The organism is Pseudomonas sp. BF-R-26 (genome assembly GCF_019947395.1).
GTDB classification, from domain to species: Bacteria; Pseudomonadota; Gammaproteobacteria; order Pseudomonadales; family Pseudomonadaceae; genus Aquipseudomonas; species Aquipseudomonas farris.
In genome coordinates, this window is sequence record NZ_JAGYGK010000001.1 from 299147 (window position 1) to 313376 (window position 14230).

Below are 14230 nucleotides of genomic sequence, written 5' to 3' on the forward strand. Positions count from 1 at the left end.
AACGGGTCGGCGCTTTGCGCTTTGTCTACCCCTGGAGACCCTCTGATGTCTGTTCGTCACTGGCAAGCCGTCCTGCTGACCCTCGTCGTTCTATGCAGCCTCGGCGGCTGTAGCGGCAATTACAAATACAACGACAACACCTATCGCCCATTGGGTGATCCGCAGGCGGTCAATCGCGGCAAGTGACCGCAAGGAGTATCACCATGGAACTGGTTTTCGAAATGCTGAACACCAAGCAGTTCGTGCCCACGGATTTGTGCCAGAAGACCTTCAAGCAGGCCGGTGGCGTGATCGGCCGAGGCGAGGATTGCGACTGGATCATTCCCGACCGCAAGCGTCACTTGTCCAACCACCACGCGTTGATCAGCTACCGCGAAGGCACATTTTTCCTGACCGATACCAGCAGCAACGGTATCCAGGACAGCGAAAGCGGCGCGCGCCTGCGCAAGGGTGAGCCGATGCGCATCGAGCACGGCAGCGTGTATGTGCTGGGTGACTTTGAGATCCGTGCGCGATTGGTGCGCGACCCGGCGACATTCGACGTTGAAGTCGGCCGTCCGCAGGCCGCGGGCAGCATCATTCCGGACGATGCGTTCCTCGACCTCGACCCGCTCAATGCCCTTGACCAGCAAGAGCGCGTGTACTCGGAAATCGACGAACTGATTTCCCCGAGCACCACGATCGAAGATACCCGTCAGCGTGCCGACTACGCGCGCATCGACATGGAAAGCCTGATGGTCCCGGAGCTGATCGACGCCCCGGCAGAGCCAGCACCGGCGCCACCGCCGAAAGCGGTCGAACGTCAGAGCGACGGTTTCTGGGAGCACTTCGGTGCAGCGCTGGGCGTGGACCTTAAAGGCCTGGACCACGACGCCCGCGAAGCCTTGGCGCTGAACGCTGCGCGTCTGCTCAAGCAAAGCGTTGGCGGTTTGCAGCAGAGCCTGCGCACCCGCAGCGAACTGAAAAACGAACTGCGCCTGGCCCAGACCACCGTGCAAGGCACCCACAAGAATCCACTGAAATTTGCCGTCGATGCCGGTGAAGCGCTGGGCATTCTGTTGCAGCCGAACAAGCCCGGTCAGTTGCCGGCGGAGCAAGCAATCTCCCGTGCGTTCCGCGATTTGCAGGCGCATCAGGTGGCGTTGCTGACCGCCAGCCGCGCCGCCGTTCGCGGCACCCTGGAACACTTCTCGCCGCAACAGCTGACCCTGCGTTTCGAGCGTGACAACAAGCCGTTGCTCGCCACCTCCGGCAGTCGCTGGAGAGCCTACGGGCGTTATCACCAGGCCCTGCGTCTGGACGATGACTGGAGCGAACGCCTGTTGGCCCGCGACTTTGCCCAGGCCTACGAAGAACAGATCCGCCTGATTTCCACCCTCCACACCGACCACCAAGGATGATGCGCATGTCTCGCTGCTCGACCGCTTTTTTCAAGACGCTGACTGCGCTCACTGCCCTCGTGCTGTTGGCCGGTTGCTCGTCGCTGTCGCCGTATTCCAAAGTGACCAAAGTCAACCTGAAGCTCACCGGCAGCGATCAGCTGAACCCGGACCTCAACGGTCGTCCGTCGCCGATTGTCGTGCGTCTGTTGGAGCTCAAGCACCCGGTGACTTTCGAGAACGCTGATTTCTTCAGCCTCTACGAACGCGCCAAGGAATCCCTGGTCCCGGACTTGGTGGCCAGCGAAGAACTCGAGCTGCGCCCGGGTGAAGCCGTCGAACTCAAGCTCAGCGTGGAGGAGGGCAGCCGTTACGTCGGCGTACTCGCGGCTTACCGCGACCTGCCGGAAACCAAATGGCGCTACACCGTGCAAATCACTCCGCTGGAAGTCACCGTGGCTGACCTGACCCTCGATCAGGCCGGCATCCGCAATACCCATGAAACGCTCGCCAAGGCGGATGACTGATCATGAATTCCCATAAAGTCATTTGGCAGGAAGGCATGCTGCTGCGTCCGCAGCACTTCCAGCACAACGATCGTTACTACGACCACCAGATGAAGACCCGTACCCAGTTGCTGGGCAGCTACATCTGGGGCTTCCTCAACCTGGAAATCGACTTGCAGTTCCTCAACATGGGCAAACTGGTGATCAGCCAGGCCTCGGGGATTCTGCCGGACGGCAGCCTGTTCGAACTCGGCGGCAACACCGAGCCGTTGGCCCTGGACGTGCCGCCGAACACTGGCAACACGCCAATCTATCTGGCGCTGCCATTGGTCACCGGTAACCACATCGAGTCTCGCCGCCCGGAACAGTCCGACGTGCTGGCGCGCTACACCGCGTACGACGCGGAAGTCGCCGACTCCAACGCCGGCGACGACTCCGCCAGCCAGGTCAGCTGCGGTCGTCCGGACTTCAAACTGTTGCTCGGCGAACAGCAGAGCGACCAGGCCTACGTGAAGCTGAAGATCTGCGAAGTGCTCGACACCACGCCCGACGGCGTGATCAGCCTCGACCCGGACTTCGTGCCGACCTACATTCAGGCGCATTCCTCCAGCTACTTGCTGTCGTGCCTCAAAGAAGTGATCAGCATGCTCGGCCACCGGGGCGACACCATCGCCGACCGGATCAGCTCCAACGGCAAAGTCGGTGGCGCGGAAATCGGCGACTTCATGATGCTGCAACTGATCAACCGCACCGAAATGCTGCTGCGCCATTACCTCGGCCTGGAACAGGTGCACCCGGAAGAGTTGTACCGCACGCTTCTGACCATGCTCGGCGATCTGGCGACGTTTTCCAGTGAGAGCAAACGCCCGCGTCTGGACAGCCGTTACCAGCACAGCGACCAGGGCGCGAGCTTCCGCAAACTGATGGAAGCGATTCGTCAGGTGCTGTCGATGGTGCTCGAACAGCACGCCATTGAACTGGTGCTGCAAGCGCGTCAGTACGGGATCATCGTATCGCCGTTGCACGATCACAAACTGCTGGGCTCGGCCTCGTTCGTGCTCGCGGCCAGTGCCAACTGCGACTCCGAAGAACTGCGCCATCGCTTGCCGGCGCACCTCAAGGTCGGCCCGGTGGAGCGCATCCGCCAACTGGTCAACCTGCACCTGCCAGGCATCAAGGTCAAACCGTTGCCGGTGGCCCCACGGCAGATCGCGTTCCACTCCAACAAAACCTATTTCATCCTCGAACTCAGTTCCGAAGACCTGGCGCAACTGGAGCGCTCCGGCGGCTTCGCGTTCCACGTGTCCGGCGAATTCGCCGAGCTTGAACTGAAATTCTGGGCCATCAGGAACTGACCGACATGATCAAGGACATGGAATACAACCAGGACGACAAAACCGTCCTGCTCGACCGCCAGGGCCACGGCCCGGCGTCGAGTCCGCTGACCGACTTCGCTGCACCGCCACGTTTCGAACAGCTGGAAGAGCGGATGATCTACGCCGCCCGCTTGCGCCCGGCGGAAGCGTTCAACATCAGCCTCAATTCGCTGGTAGCGGCGGCGTCCGACTTGCTGTCGGAAGTGGTGCGACTCAAGCACAGCGACACCCGCGAAGACATGTACGCGCTCAACGAGCGACTGACCGCCGGGCTCAAGCTGTTTGAAGTGCGTGCGCTGCACAACGGCGCTGAAAGCAGCCAGGTGATGGCCGCCCGTTACGTGCTCTGCACCGTGGTCGACGAAGCCGTCGTCACCACGCCGTGGGGCAACGAAAGCGAGTGGTCGCAGATGAGCTTGCTCAGCAGCTTCCACAACGAAACTTTCGGTGGCGAGAAGTTCTTCCAGCTGCTGGATCGCCTGTCGAAAAACCCGGTCAAGCACCTGCCGATGCTGGAGCTGATGTACCTGTGCCTGTCCCTCGGTTTCGAAGGCAAATACCGGGTGCAAGCCCGCGGCATGCTCGAGCTCGAAGGCATCCGCGACGCCTTGTATCGGCAGATTCGTCAACTGCGCGGCGACGTGCCTCGTGAGCTGTCGCCGCATTGGGAAGGCTTGAACGATCAGCGCCGCAGTTTGGTGCGCATCGTGCCGGCGTGGATGGTGGTGCTGTTCACCGTGGTCTGCCTGGTGGTGATGTATTCGGGCTTCGCCTGGGTACTGGGCGAGCAACGCGAAACCGTTTTGCAACCTTATCAGCAGCTGGACCCGACTGCGGTTCAGCCGCAGTCGCAGCCGTAAACAGGGACGTGTGATGAAAAAGTTTTTCAAGAAAGTCGGCGCATTCCTGTGCCAGACCTGGGTCTGGACCCTGCTGCTGGTGCTGTTTGTCGCGCTGCTGGTGTGGTTCGTCGGGCCGCTGCTGGCGGTCAATGACTACAAGTTCTGGGAGGGCTCGACCTCCCGCCTGATGACCATCAGTGTGCTGTTCCTGATCTGGGGCCTGACCATGGTCTTCGTCAGCTGGCGCGCCGGTGTGCGCAAAAAAGCTGTGGAAGAAACCGAAGACGGCCAGGACCGTATCCGTCGCGAAGAGCTGATCGATGAAGAGCAGAAAGAGCTTCGCGTACGCTTCAAGGATGCGTTGAAAACCCTGAAGACCTCGAGCCTGTATCGCGGTCGAAGCGAGCGCTGGCGCAGTGATTTGCCGTGGTACTTGCTGATCGGCCCGCAGGGCAGCGGCAAGACCAGCCTGCTGGACTTCTCGGGCCTCGAGTTTCCGATCAACAAGATCGACCGCAAACTCACCCGCGACACACTCGGCACTCGGCATTGCGACTGGTACTTCGCCGACCACGGCGTACTGATCGACACCGCCGGGCGTTACCTGACCCAGCCGGATGCCGAAGTCGATGGCAGTGCCTGGAGCACCTTGCTCGACCTGCTGCGCAAGCGTCGCCGCAACCGTCCGTTGAACGGCGTGCTGGTGACCATCCCGGTGGAAATACTGCTGGGCGGCAGCGAGCAAGACCTCGACACCCTGGCGCGCCAGGTGCGTGCGCGTCTGCAAGACGTGCATCAGAAACTGCACGTCGACGTGCCGATTTATCTGGTGCTGAGCAAGGCCGATCGCCTGCTCGGTTTCGACGAGTTCTTCGATCAACTGACCCGCGAAGAAAGCGATCAGGTACTCGGCACCAGCTTCCGCAAAGAGCAGAGCGGTACTGACGTGGCCGTGCTGCGCGCCGAGTTCGAAGAGCTGCTGCGTCGCCTGAACAGCCAGGTGATCATGCGCATGCACCAGGAGCGCGACACCCAGCGCCGTGGTCGCATCCTCGACTTCCCGCATCAACTGGGGCAGATCGGCGAGCGTCTGTGCCTGTTCGTCGACATGGCGTTCACCGGCAACCGCTACCAGCGTGTCAGCCAGTTGCGCGGTTTCTACCTGACCAGCGCACCGCACCTGACTCAAGAGATGGACCAGACCACCGCCGGCATCGGCGCCAACCTGGGCATGAACGCCGGTATGCTGCCGACCCTGCGCAGTGGCCGTTCGCGGTTCATTCATCATTTGCTCAGCCGAGTAATTTTCCCCGAGGCCGATCTGGCTGGTCTGGACAAGCGCGAACGCAGCCGCATTCATTGGGGCCAACGTGCGTTGTACGTGGGCGCACTGGCGGCACTGGCGCTGTTCGGCATGCTCTGGGCTGGTGGTTTCTCGGCCAACTATGAGCGTCTGGAAAACCTACGTTCCCTGGCACAGAAATGGAATCAGCAACGCTCGGCCCTGACCGCTCGCGATGATTCCATGGCGGTGCTCAAGACCCTCGACACTAGCTACGCGGCGACCCAGGTCTTCCCGTACAAAGGTGACGTGTCGTACCACGAGCGCGGCGGCTTGTACCAGGGCGAAGACGCCAATCCGGTGGTCAAGAGCGCCTACGAGCGTGAGCTTGAAGCGCAACTGCTGCCACGGGTTGCAACACTGCTGGAAGGGCAGATCCGCGCCAACATGAAGGACCGTGAACGCCTGCTCAACAGCCTGCGTGCGTACCTGATGCTGAACATGAAAGATCGCCGCGATGCTACGTGGCTCAAGGATTGGGTCGCCACTGACTGGTCCCTGCGTTACGCCGGCAACACGGCGGTGCAGAACGGCTTGAACACCCACTTCGAGCGTTTGCTCAAGCAGCCGTTTATTTACCCGCTGAACGATCAACTGGTGGCGCAGGCGCGTCAGGTGCTGCGCAGCGAGTCGTTGGCCAACGTGGTTTACCGGATGCTGCGCGAGCAGGCTCGCAATCTGCCGGAATACCGTTTCAGCCAACACTTGGGCCCACAGGGTGCGCTGTTTGTCGGCACCGATTACGTGATTCCAGGGTTCTACACCCAACAGGGTTATCAGCAGTATTTCTCGATCCAGGGCACTGCGCTGGTCACCGACATCCTGCGTGACAACTGGGTACTGGGCGAAGGTTCGGGCATCAGCGGCATGGACTTGCGTCGCCTGATGGTCGAACTGGAGCAGCTGTACTTCCGCGACTACGCCAACTTCTGGAGCGAAGCGGTCGGCCAGGTTGCTTTGCCACCGATCAACGACGCCGGTGAAGGCGCCGAGCAACTGGCGGGCCTGACTTCGGCCAACTCCCCGGTGCTGCAACTGCTGGTGGAAGTGCGCGAGAACACCCGTTTCCAGGTCATCGCAGACAGTGCTGATGAAGCCGCCGAAGCGGCTGACAAGCTGGGCGAGAAGGGTGGCAAGTTGGGCAAACTCGCTGCGGCTGCCGCGGACAAAGCGTCGGACATGGCGAAGAGCTTGCCGGACACCGCGAAGAAATCCCTGCAACGTCGCTTCGAACCGCTGCACCGTTTGCTGGATGACAACAACGGCCCGGCCGCTGATCTGACCCCGGCCCTGCAAGCACTCAACGACCTGCAACTGCAACTGTCGAGCCTGGCCCGTGCCAGCGCGCCGGAGCAGGCTGCGTTCGAAATGGCCAAGACCCGCATGAGCGGCCAGCGCGATGCGCTGAGCAACTTGCGCAACGCGTCGAACCGTCTGCCGCGCCCGGTAAGCGTGTGGTTCAACGTGCTGGCCGAAGACACCTGGCGTTTGGTGCTGAACGATTCCTACCAGTACCTGAACCAGCGTTATCAGAGCGAGCTGTACAGCTTCTACGGCAAGGCGATCAACAAGCGTTATCCGTTCAGCGCCCACAGCACCAGCGACGTTGCGATCAGCGACTTCCGCGAGTTCTTCAAGGCCCAGGGCATCGCCGACCGCTTTTTCGAGAACTACATGCGTCCGTTCGTCAGTGGCGATCCAGGCAACTATCGCCTGCGTAGCATTGACGGTCACAGCATGCCGATCTCCAAGGTCTACCTCGACCAGATGGCCGCGGCACAAGTGATCCGTCAGAGCTTCTTCGCCAGCAACCCGGCCGAGCCGCAAGTGCAGTTCAAACTGGAGCCGTACACCCTCGACCCGGCCGTCAGCCGTTCCGAGTTCAAGTTTGGCGACAAGACCATTGAATACCGTCACGGCCCGATCGTGCCGGTGTCCTTCAAATGGCCGACCGACGCTGAAGACGGTCGCACCAGCCTGGTCCTCGACAAAATGGCCGGCCGCCCGATTGGCATCGAGAAGAACACCGGCCCATGGTCGCTGTTCCGTCTGTTCGACCTGATGCAGACCGAGTACCTGACCGGTCGCGACGTGCTGGTACTCAAGGCTGACGTGGGTGGCCTGCGCGCCAACTACTTGCTGTCGAGCCAGCGCACGCCGAACCCGTTCGACATGGGCGTGCTGCGTACCTTCCGTATGCCGGTGCAGCTCTGATGCTGGTTGCCAGTCCCTGGCGCAGCGCTGCGCGTACCGATCCGGGCAAGGTTCGGGCGCGCAACGAAGATGCTTTTCTCGACTGTCCACAGCAGGGGCTGTGGGTGGTCGCGGACGGCATGGGCGGTCATCAGGGTGGCGACATCGCCAGCCAGTTGATCGTCGCCAGCCTGGCGGAATTGCCGGTGCAGGACGACTTCGACGAACGACTCAAAGGTATTCGCCAGTGCCTGCACTGGCTCAATCGCCGCTTGGGTCAGGAGTTGACCGTCACCGCCGGGCGCCATGACAGCATCATGGGCAGCACCGTGGTGGCGCTGCTGGTGGAAGGCAATCGCGCGGCCTGCATCTGGGCCGGCGACAGCCGCTGCTACCTGTGGCGCGGCCAGCGTTTGTATCAGCTGTCCAAGGACCATTCGCTGCAACAGCAACTGATCGACGAGCAGAACATGAGCGTCGAGCAAGCCCAGGCTCACCCTGCCGCCCACGCCCTGACCCGTGCGGTCGGCGCTGCCGAGCAACTGACCTTGGACGTGCTCGAACTCGAGGTCTATCCCGGCGATGCGTTTTTGCTGTGCAGCGACGGTTTGTATCAAGGGCTGACTAGCGATGCCCTGGGCAACGCCCTGAGCCTGACCGCGCCGCACATTGCGCTGGAGCGTCTGTTCGACGGCGCTCTGCGTGGCTCGGCCCGGGACAATCTGACTGCCGTGGTGATCCGCCAATGACTGAACTCATGCCACCGATCGACGACCTGCTGGTGACCGAGGAAGAAGCCAATAACCTGACTTACTTTGCGTTCGCCAAGCCTTTAAACGGAAAGCCGCATGTGGCCGAGCCTGCGCTGGCGCCAACCCGGACCAGCGTCGGTGAACTGCCCGACGTGCTCGCCGGCCGTTACCGCATCGAGCGCCTGCTCGGTGCCGGTGGCATGGGCGCGGTTTACCGTGCACGAGACTTGCTGAGCGAACAGTTCGGCGACCCCGACCCTTACATCGCGCTGAAAATCCTCAGCGAAGAATTTGCCGAGTCGCCGGACGCCAGCGCCTTGCTCTACAGCGAGTTCGCCCTGACCCGACGCCTGCGCCACAACAACGTGCTGCGACCGCACACCTTTGAAGTGGACACCGACTGCCAGCGCGCCTTCATCACCATGGAACTCATGCGTGGGCTGACCCTGGACAAATTACTCTGCGAGCGCCCCTTGGGCCTGCCGTGGATAGAACTGCGCGACATCGCGCTGCCGCTGCTCGACGCGCTGGCCTACGCCCACGCTCGCGGCGTGCTGCACGGCGACATGAAGCCGAGCAACGTGATGCTCAGCGAAGAAGGCGTGCGCCTGTTCGACTTCGGCCTCGGCCAGGCGGAAGAGGGCATCCTGCCCGGCCTGCCACACCTGAGCCGCAACCGCTTCAACGCCTGGACCCCCGGCTACGCCGCTCCCGAACTGCTCGAAGGCCAGCCGCTGTCGGCCAGCGCGGACGTGTACGGCGTGGCCTGCGTGATCTACGAACTGGCGGGCGGCAAACACCCATTCCGCCGCTTGCCCTCGACCGAGGCCCGCGATGGCCAACTCGAGCGCGAGCTGCACGCACCCCGACACCTACCGAAACACTGCTGGCCAGCCCTGCGAACGGCGCTGGCTTTTGATGCGGCAGATCGAACGATCACTGCCGCCCAACTGGGTGACGCTATGGGCGCCACATCGTCTTGGCTGCAACGTCTGCGACTCCGGGCGTAACGGATGACATTCGAACAGGGAGCAAACAATGTTTAACCCGTCCAACGAAACGCATTTCAGCCTGACCGTCGAAGACTACGCAGGCGACCTGCAAGTGCTGTCGTTCTCCGGCACCGAAGGCATCAGCCAGCCGTATCGCTTCGACCTCGAACTGGTCAGCGAAAACCCGGACCTGGACCTGGAAAAGCTCCTGCACAAACAGGCGTTCCTCGCATTCGACCCAAAGGGTTCCGGCATCCACGGCCAGATCTACCGCGTCGCCCAAGGCGATGCCGGCAAACGCCTGACCCGCTACAAAGTCTCCCTGGTGCCGCAGCTGCAATACCTGCATCACCGCACCAACCAGCGCATCTACCAGCAGATGTCGGCGCCGAAAATCATCGCGCTGATCCTCGAAGAACACGGCATCAAAGGCAACGCCTACAAATTCCAGTTGAGCCAGCCGTGCCCGGACCGCGACTACTGCGTGCAATACGACGAAACCGACCTGCACTTCGTCCAGCGCCTGTGCGAGGAGGAAGGCATTCACTACCACTTCCAGCACACCTCCAAAGGTCATTTATTGGTATTCGGTGACGATCAAACGGTGTTTCCGAAACTCGGCCAGCCCACCGCTTATGTGCAAGGCAGCGGCATGGTCGCCGACGAACCCGTGATCAAAGGCTTCAAACTGCGCCTGGAAACCCGCACCGGCCGCGTCACCCGTCGCGACTACGACTTCGAAAAACCGCGCCTGCAACTCGAAGCCGGCTATAAACCCGACGGCAAACCCGACGGCGAAAGCACCGAACCGGACCTGGAAGACTACGACTATCCCGGCCGCTTCCTCGACCGCGCGCGCGGCAAATTCCTCAGCCAACGCGCACTCGAACGCCACCGCGCCGACTACCAGCAAGCCGAAGGCCATGGCGACCAGACCACCCTCGTCAGCGGCCACTTCCTGGAAATCTCCGACCACCCGCGCACCGAGTGGAACGACCTCTGGCTGCTTACCGAAGTCGTCCACGAAGGCAAACAGCCGCAAGTGCTCGAAGAAGGCGTGACCAGCGACACCACCGACAACAAAGACGACTTCCACCAAGGCTACCGCAACCGCTTCCTCGCCACGCCATGGGCCGTGTTCTACCGCCCCGCGCTGGAGCATCCAAAGCCACGCGTCCTCGGCAGCCAGACCGCCATGGTCACCGGCCCCAAAGGCGAAGAAATCCACTGCGACCAATACGGCCGCATCAAAGTGCAATTCCACTGGGACCGCGAAGGTTTGGCCGACGACAAAACCAGCTGCTGGATGCGCGTTTCTTCGAGTTGGGCTGGAGATCGGTATGGCGCTATCGCCATTCCGCGCATTGGCATGGAAGTGCTCGTCACCTTCCTTGAAGGGGATCCTGATCAGCCGTTGGTGACGGGGTGCCTGTATCACAAGGAAAACCAGGTTCCCTACGACCTGCCAGCGAACAAGACTCGCACTGTGTTCAAAACCCTCAGCTCCCCGGGTGGCGGCGGGTACAACGAACTGCGGATTGAAGACAAGAAAGGTGCCGAGCAGATCTTTATTCATGCCCAGCGGGATTGGGATGAAAACATTGAGCACGACCAGAAGATTCGGGTGGGGAATGAACGCCACGATACGGTGGTGAAGAACACCTACACCGAGCTGAAGGCTGAAGAACATCGGACCACGATTGCTGACCGTAAGAGTGAAGTGCGGGTGGATGATCACCTGACGATTGGGCAGAACCAGCATGTGAAGTTGGGGACTGCGCAGCTGACCAGTGCGGGGAAGGAAATACATCTCAAGGCTGGGGACAAGATTGTTATCGAGGCTGGGATGGAGCTCACGGTTAAGGCCGGTGGGAGTTTTATCAAGCTCGATGCGGGTGGCGTGACGGTGGTTGGGCCGGTGGTGAAGATTAATGCCGGTGGGTCGGCGGGCTCGGGGACAGGGATCGGGATTAAACCGCCGGTGCTACCGGGGGCTGCGGATAAGGATAAGGCGGGGAGTTTGATGGATCAGGCGTTGGCCAACGCGCCCGAAGAGGAGATCAAACGCAAACCAAAACGAATGCTCAATTTTTCTGGCTGATCGACATAGACGGCAATCCAAGCCACCAAGGATCAGGATTTAGGTAATTGGTAATGACTGAAACAACAAGCAAAGTAGAGAAATGGTCGTATCCCCTGAAAGTAGGGACAGCTGAGGCGACGGATCCACAGCAGTTTTACAAGGCGCTGGCGAAGGCCAAGGACGGTTACTATCCATTAGGTGCCAACGGTCTTTGGCATGGAGGCGTTCATTTCGATGAAGACTCGGGGTTGGTCAACGATCTGACAGAGGTCAGATGCATCGCTGATGGAGAGGTAGTCGCATACCGCATTGACGAGAAGTACCCGACTTCTGATTTTGGCTCGGCGCATTCGGTTTATTCAACGGGGTTTGTGTTGGTTAAGCATCGGCTTGAGCTTCCGGTACCTTCCGCGCCAGCTCCTGCAGCCGGGCCAAGCCTGACGTTCTTCAGTCTTTATATGCACCTGCTGGATTGGGAGAATTACAAGACGAATCCGACGCTTAAACCACCGGGGTTTTGGGGGAAAGGCCTTTATGAAGTTAAAGCCAACGCTCCGGACAAGCCTTTAGGCATCCGGATGCGAAGCGGTAACGCCGGACACTTTCCGGTCTTGGCAGTTTTGCCCCGCGGGACAACCGTGGTTACGCAGCCTACCCCAGCCAATCAAAATTGGGTGGCAGTTGTTAGCGTCAGCCCAGAGATTGCAGGCTTGCCTGCGAATGGATGGGTGTTCAAGGGCCAATTGAAGGACTTGGGTGGCGGAAGGTACTTCGTGGGTAATGAAGCACAAGACCCTATTCCCGGTGGCGCTCAGTACGGAGCGAATGTTCGTGATGCTCACACTAGCGGCCTACCACTTAGCCATTTACCAGCAGGTACGCGAATACGACTTGGTGACGAACCGACACCTAATAACTTTCGTAAACTTGCCGAAATCGTCAGTGGTCAGGCAACGCCCGCCCTGATACCCGGCCCGGATGGGAAACTCTCGGGGTTTATTTGGTCGCAATCACTTACTCCACAGAGTGAGCCGCATAGTCCGATGGGGGATGTTGTCGTCCTCACTCCGACATACAAGATCAAGGCTGGAGAGGTTCTGGGGCATGTTGGCAAATATCAGAACCATTCAGATGCTGCACCTAAGAACCTCCTGCACCTAGAGGTTTTTAGCTGTGAAGACGTGAAAGCGTTTATTGGCCAAAGTAAGCCCAAGGGTGCCAGTTTACCTGCCGCCGAAAAGACGCTGGTCAAGATACCCAAAGGCTCACGGTTGATTACTCATTCGCAAAGTATAAGCGCGACCAATCCACCGAAAGCTGCTGATCCGAGTAGCGAAGTGGCGTATGACTTTTTCATTCCTGTAGGTTTACTTGAAGGACTGCCGGCAGAGAAGAAGATCAAAGAGTCAGTTGTCATGAATGGAACGACCACGACCACTCATTGGTGGCGTTTAGACGGTTTGCTCGGAGACGAACACGGCGATGGCATCGATGGCTGGTTTGCGGAGCCGGATACCACTCTGTCGCGCCATTCACCATTTGAGTGGGAAGGCTTCACTTTCATCGACGAAACCGTTAGTAATGTCGATCATTTAGCCGCGTTCCTGCACGCGCAGGAAAATCTAAATGAAGAGGAGCGAGCGACTTACTTGCCTAATGTTGAAAGTGCTAGCGACAGCCTTACAATGCAACAGTTATATAAAATTCTCGATAGGAACGGAGACAAAAAACTAGCCCCGTCTGAGATTGCGGATGCACTGAGCAAACCGTGGTTCTCTCAACCAATCTCACAAATGGTTACTCGTTATGAAAATGAGTGGGATTACAAAAGAGATAAGTGGGATGCCTTGGACGAAATCATTGGGCATAGTGACTCTGATCCTCATAAGGCATGGGTAGAAGAAAAAGCAAGGATTGAGAAACTCAGTTGGTGGGTTAAATTGCTGGGTCAGCATGGTATAACTGCTGACATCAACGTTCAGCATATTCATCCAGTTGGGCTAGTCTCAAATTTTCTGATAATAGCATCGCCTAATGTTTGTAAGAAGTGCGGGAAAAATATCGCGTTGACACCGCAGTTTATGAGGAAGGTTGTGGCTCCATCGGTGTCGGATGCCTTTATTAGCAGTTTTGTCGAAACGGCTAATGCGCAATTTACGAAATATGAAGTTACTACTTGCACGCAGGTCGCGCTAATATTAGGGCAGGGAAAAGTCGAGACTGGTAGATTCACAAAATTTAGAGAGAGTTTGAACTATTCTCGTGCGACTTTTACTCCTGCTACTTTGTTTGCCTTAGCGCCAACGGCAATCAACAATGGATTTGTTCGTAAAGGATTAAATCTTACTAATCAGCAGAAGCTGCAATATATAGATGATCATTTGTTGGGTAATGATCCTGCATATGGAAAACACAGTTTTGGTAGTAGCGATTATCCAGATAACGACTATCGAGGCCGTGGTCTTCTGCATTTGACACATTATGAAACCTACAGGAGATGTGCCAATGCTATTGGCGTAAGAATCGATGCAACACCATTATTAGCTGAAACCGATGTCTATGCGATCGTTGCGTCGGGTAGCTGGTTTTGGAAGCAGAATAATATTGGAGCTATTGCAGATAATGCTTCGTTAGATATCGATTTGAAAATTAAGAAGGTGACAAAAGTAATTAATACCGGGCTTGATCAGCTAGCTCTTAGGAATACCTACAGCAAAGATATCATGGCCTTAATAAATAGCGATTTTGGTGGGTGTGCTGGATGA

10 protein-coding genes are annotated in these 14230 nt (G+C 58.8%); all 10 read left to right on the top strand.

The window, feature by feature from the left end; all coding sequences use genetic code 11:
• Positions 1 to 45: 45 nt before the first annotated feature.
• Genes KGB18_RS01370 through KGB18_RS01415 form a run of 10 tightly spaced genes read left to right on the top strand, consistent with a single transcriptional unit; the run spans position 46 to position 14230 of the window.
• Positions 46 to 186 carry a type VI secretion protein gene (locus KGB18_RS01370; protein ID WP_123720202.1) on the top strand — a complete coding sequence of 47 codons (141 nt, stop codon included), beginning with the start codon at positions 46 to 48 and terminating at the stop codon, positions 184 to 186.
• A gap of 17 nt (positions 187 to 203) precedes the next feature.
• Positions 204 to 1400 carry a type VI secretion system-associated FHA domain protein TagH gene (gene tagH / locus KGB18_RS01375; protein ID WP_123720203.1) on the top strand — a complete coding sequence of 399 codons (1197 nt, stop codon included), beginning with the start codon at positions 204 to 206 and terminating at the stop codon, positions 1398 to 1400.
• A gap of 5 nt (positions 1401 to 1405) precedes the next feature.
• Entirely contained in the window at positions 1406 to 1906 is a 501-nt protein-coding gene (gene tssJ / locus KGB18_RS01380; protein ID WP_123720204.1) for a type VI secretion system lipoprotein TssJ, read from the top strand.
• Positions 1907 to 1908: 2 nt separating this feature from the next.
• Positions 1909 to 3240, top strand: a complete 1332-nt coding sequence (gene tssK / locus KGB18_RS01385) for a type VI secretion system baseplate subunit TssK (protein ID WP_123720205.1) — start codon at positions 1909 to 1911, stop codon at positions 3238 to 3240.
• Positions 3241 to 3245: 5 nt separating this feature from the next.
• Entirely contained in the window at positions 3246 to 4121 is an 876-nt protein-coding gene (icmH, locus tag KGB18_RS01390) for a type IVB secretion system protein IcmH/DotU (RefSeq protein WP_223569284.1), read from the top strand.
• Positions 4122 to 4134: 13 nt separating this feature from the next.
• Positions 4135 to 7659 carry a type VI secretion system membrane subunit TssM gene (tssM, locus tag KGB18_RS01395; RefSeq protein WP_223569285.1) on the top strand — a complete coding sequence of 1175 codons (3525 nt, stop codon included), beginning with the start codon at positions 4135 to 4137 and terminating at the stop codon, positions 7657 to 7659.
• Complete coding sequence (locus KGB18_RS01400) at positions 7659 to 8387, top strand: PP2C family protein-serine/threonine phosphatase (RefSeq protein WP_223569286.1); 729 nt, start codon at positions 7659 to 7661, stop codon at positions 8385 to 8387. Before tssM ends, KGB18_RS01400 begins: the two co-directional genes overlap by 1 nt.
• Entirely contained in the window at positions 8384 to 9400 is a 1017-nt protein-coding gene (locus KGB18_RS01405) for a serine/threonine-protein kinase (protein ID WP_223569287.1), read from the top strand. The genes KGB18_RS01400 and KGB18_RS01405 overlap by 4 nt, the downstream gene beginning before the upstream one ends.
• 28 nt (positions 9401 to 9428) lie before the next feature.
• Positions 9429 to 11483 carry a type VI secretion system tip protein VgrG gene (locus tag KGB18_RS01410; RefSeq protein ID WP_223569288.1) on the top strand — a complete coding sequence of 685 codons (2055 nt, stop codon included), beginning with the start codon at positions 9429 to 9431 and terminating at the stop codon, positions 11481 to 11483.
• A 53-nt stretch (positions 11484 to 11536) separates the two neighbouring features.
• Complete coding sequence (locus KGB18_RS01415; RefSeq protein WP_223569289.1) at positions 11537 to 14230, top strand: hypothetical protein; 2694 nt, start codon at positions 11537 to 11539, stop codon at positions 14228 to 14230.

What these genes read in the sequence shown, in the direction of transcription:
- KGB18_RS01370 (WP_123720202.1), top strand. Translation starts at nt 46, where the DNA reads ATGTCTGTTCGTCACTGGCAAGCCGTCCTGCTGACCCTCGTCGTTCTA.
- tagH (WP_123720203.1), top strand. Translation starts at nt 204, where the DNA reads ATGGAACTGGTTTTCGAAATGCTGAACACCAAGCAGTTCGTGCCCACG.
- tssJ (WP_123720204.1), top strand. Translation starts at nt 1,406, where the DNA reads ATGTCTCGCTGCTCGACCGCTTTTTTCAAGACGCTGACTGCGCTCACT.
- tssK (WP_123720205.1), top strand. Translation starts at nt 1,909, where the DNA reads ATGAATTCCCATAAAGTCATTTGGCAGGAAGGCATGCTGCTGCGTCCG.
- icmH (WP_223569284.1), top strand. Translation starts at nt 3,246, where the DNA reads ATGATCAAGGACATGGAATACAACCAGGACGACAAAACCGTCCTGCTC.
- tssM (WP_223569285.1), top strand. Translation starts at nt 4,135, where the DNA reads ATGAAAAAGTTTTTCAAGAAAGTCGGCGCATTCCTGTGCCAGACCTGG.
- KGB18_RS01400 (WP_223569286.1), top strand. Translation starts at nt 7,659, where the DNA reads ATGCTGGTTGCCAGTCCCTGGCGCAGCGCTGCGCGTACCGATCCGGGC.
- KGB18_RS01405 (WP_223569287.1), top strand. Translation starts at nt 8,384, where the DNA reads ATGACTGAACTCATGCCACCGATCGACGACCTGCTGGTGACCGAGGAA.
- KGB18_RS01410 (WP_223569288.1), top strand. Translation starts at nt 9,429, where the DNA reads ATGTTTAACCCGTCCAACGAAACGCATTTCAGCCTGACCGTCGAAGAC.
- KGB18_RS01415 (WP_223569289.1), top strand. Translation starts at nt 11,537, where the DNA reads ATGACTGAAACAACAAGCAAAGTAGAGAAATGGTCGTATCCCCTGAAA.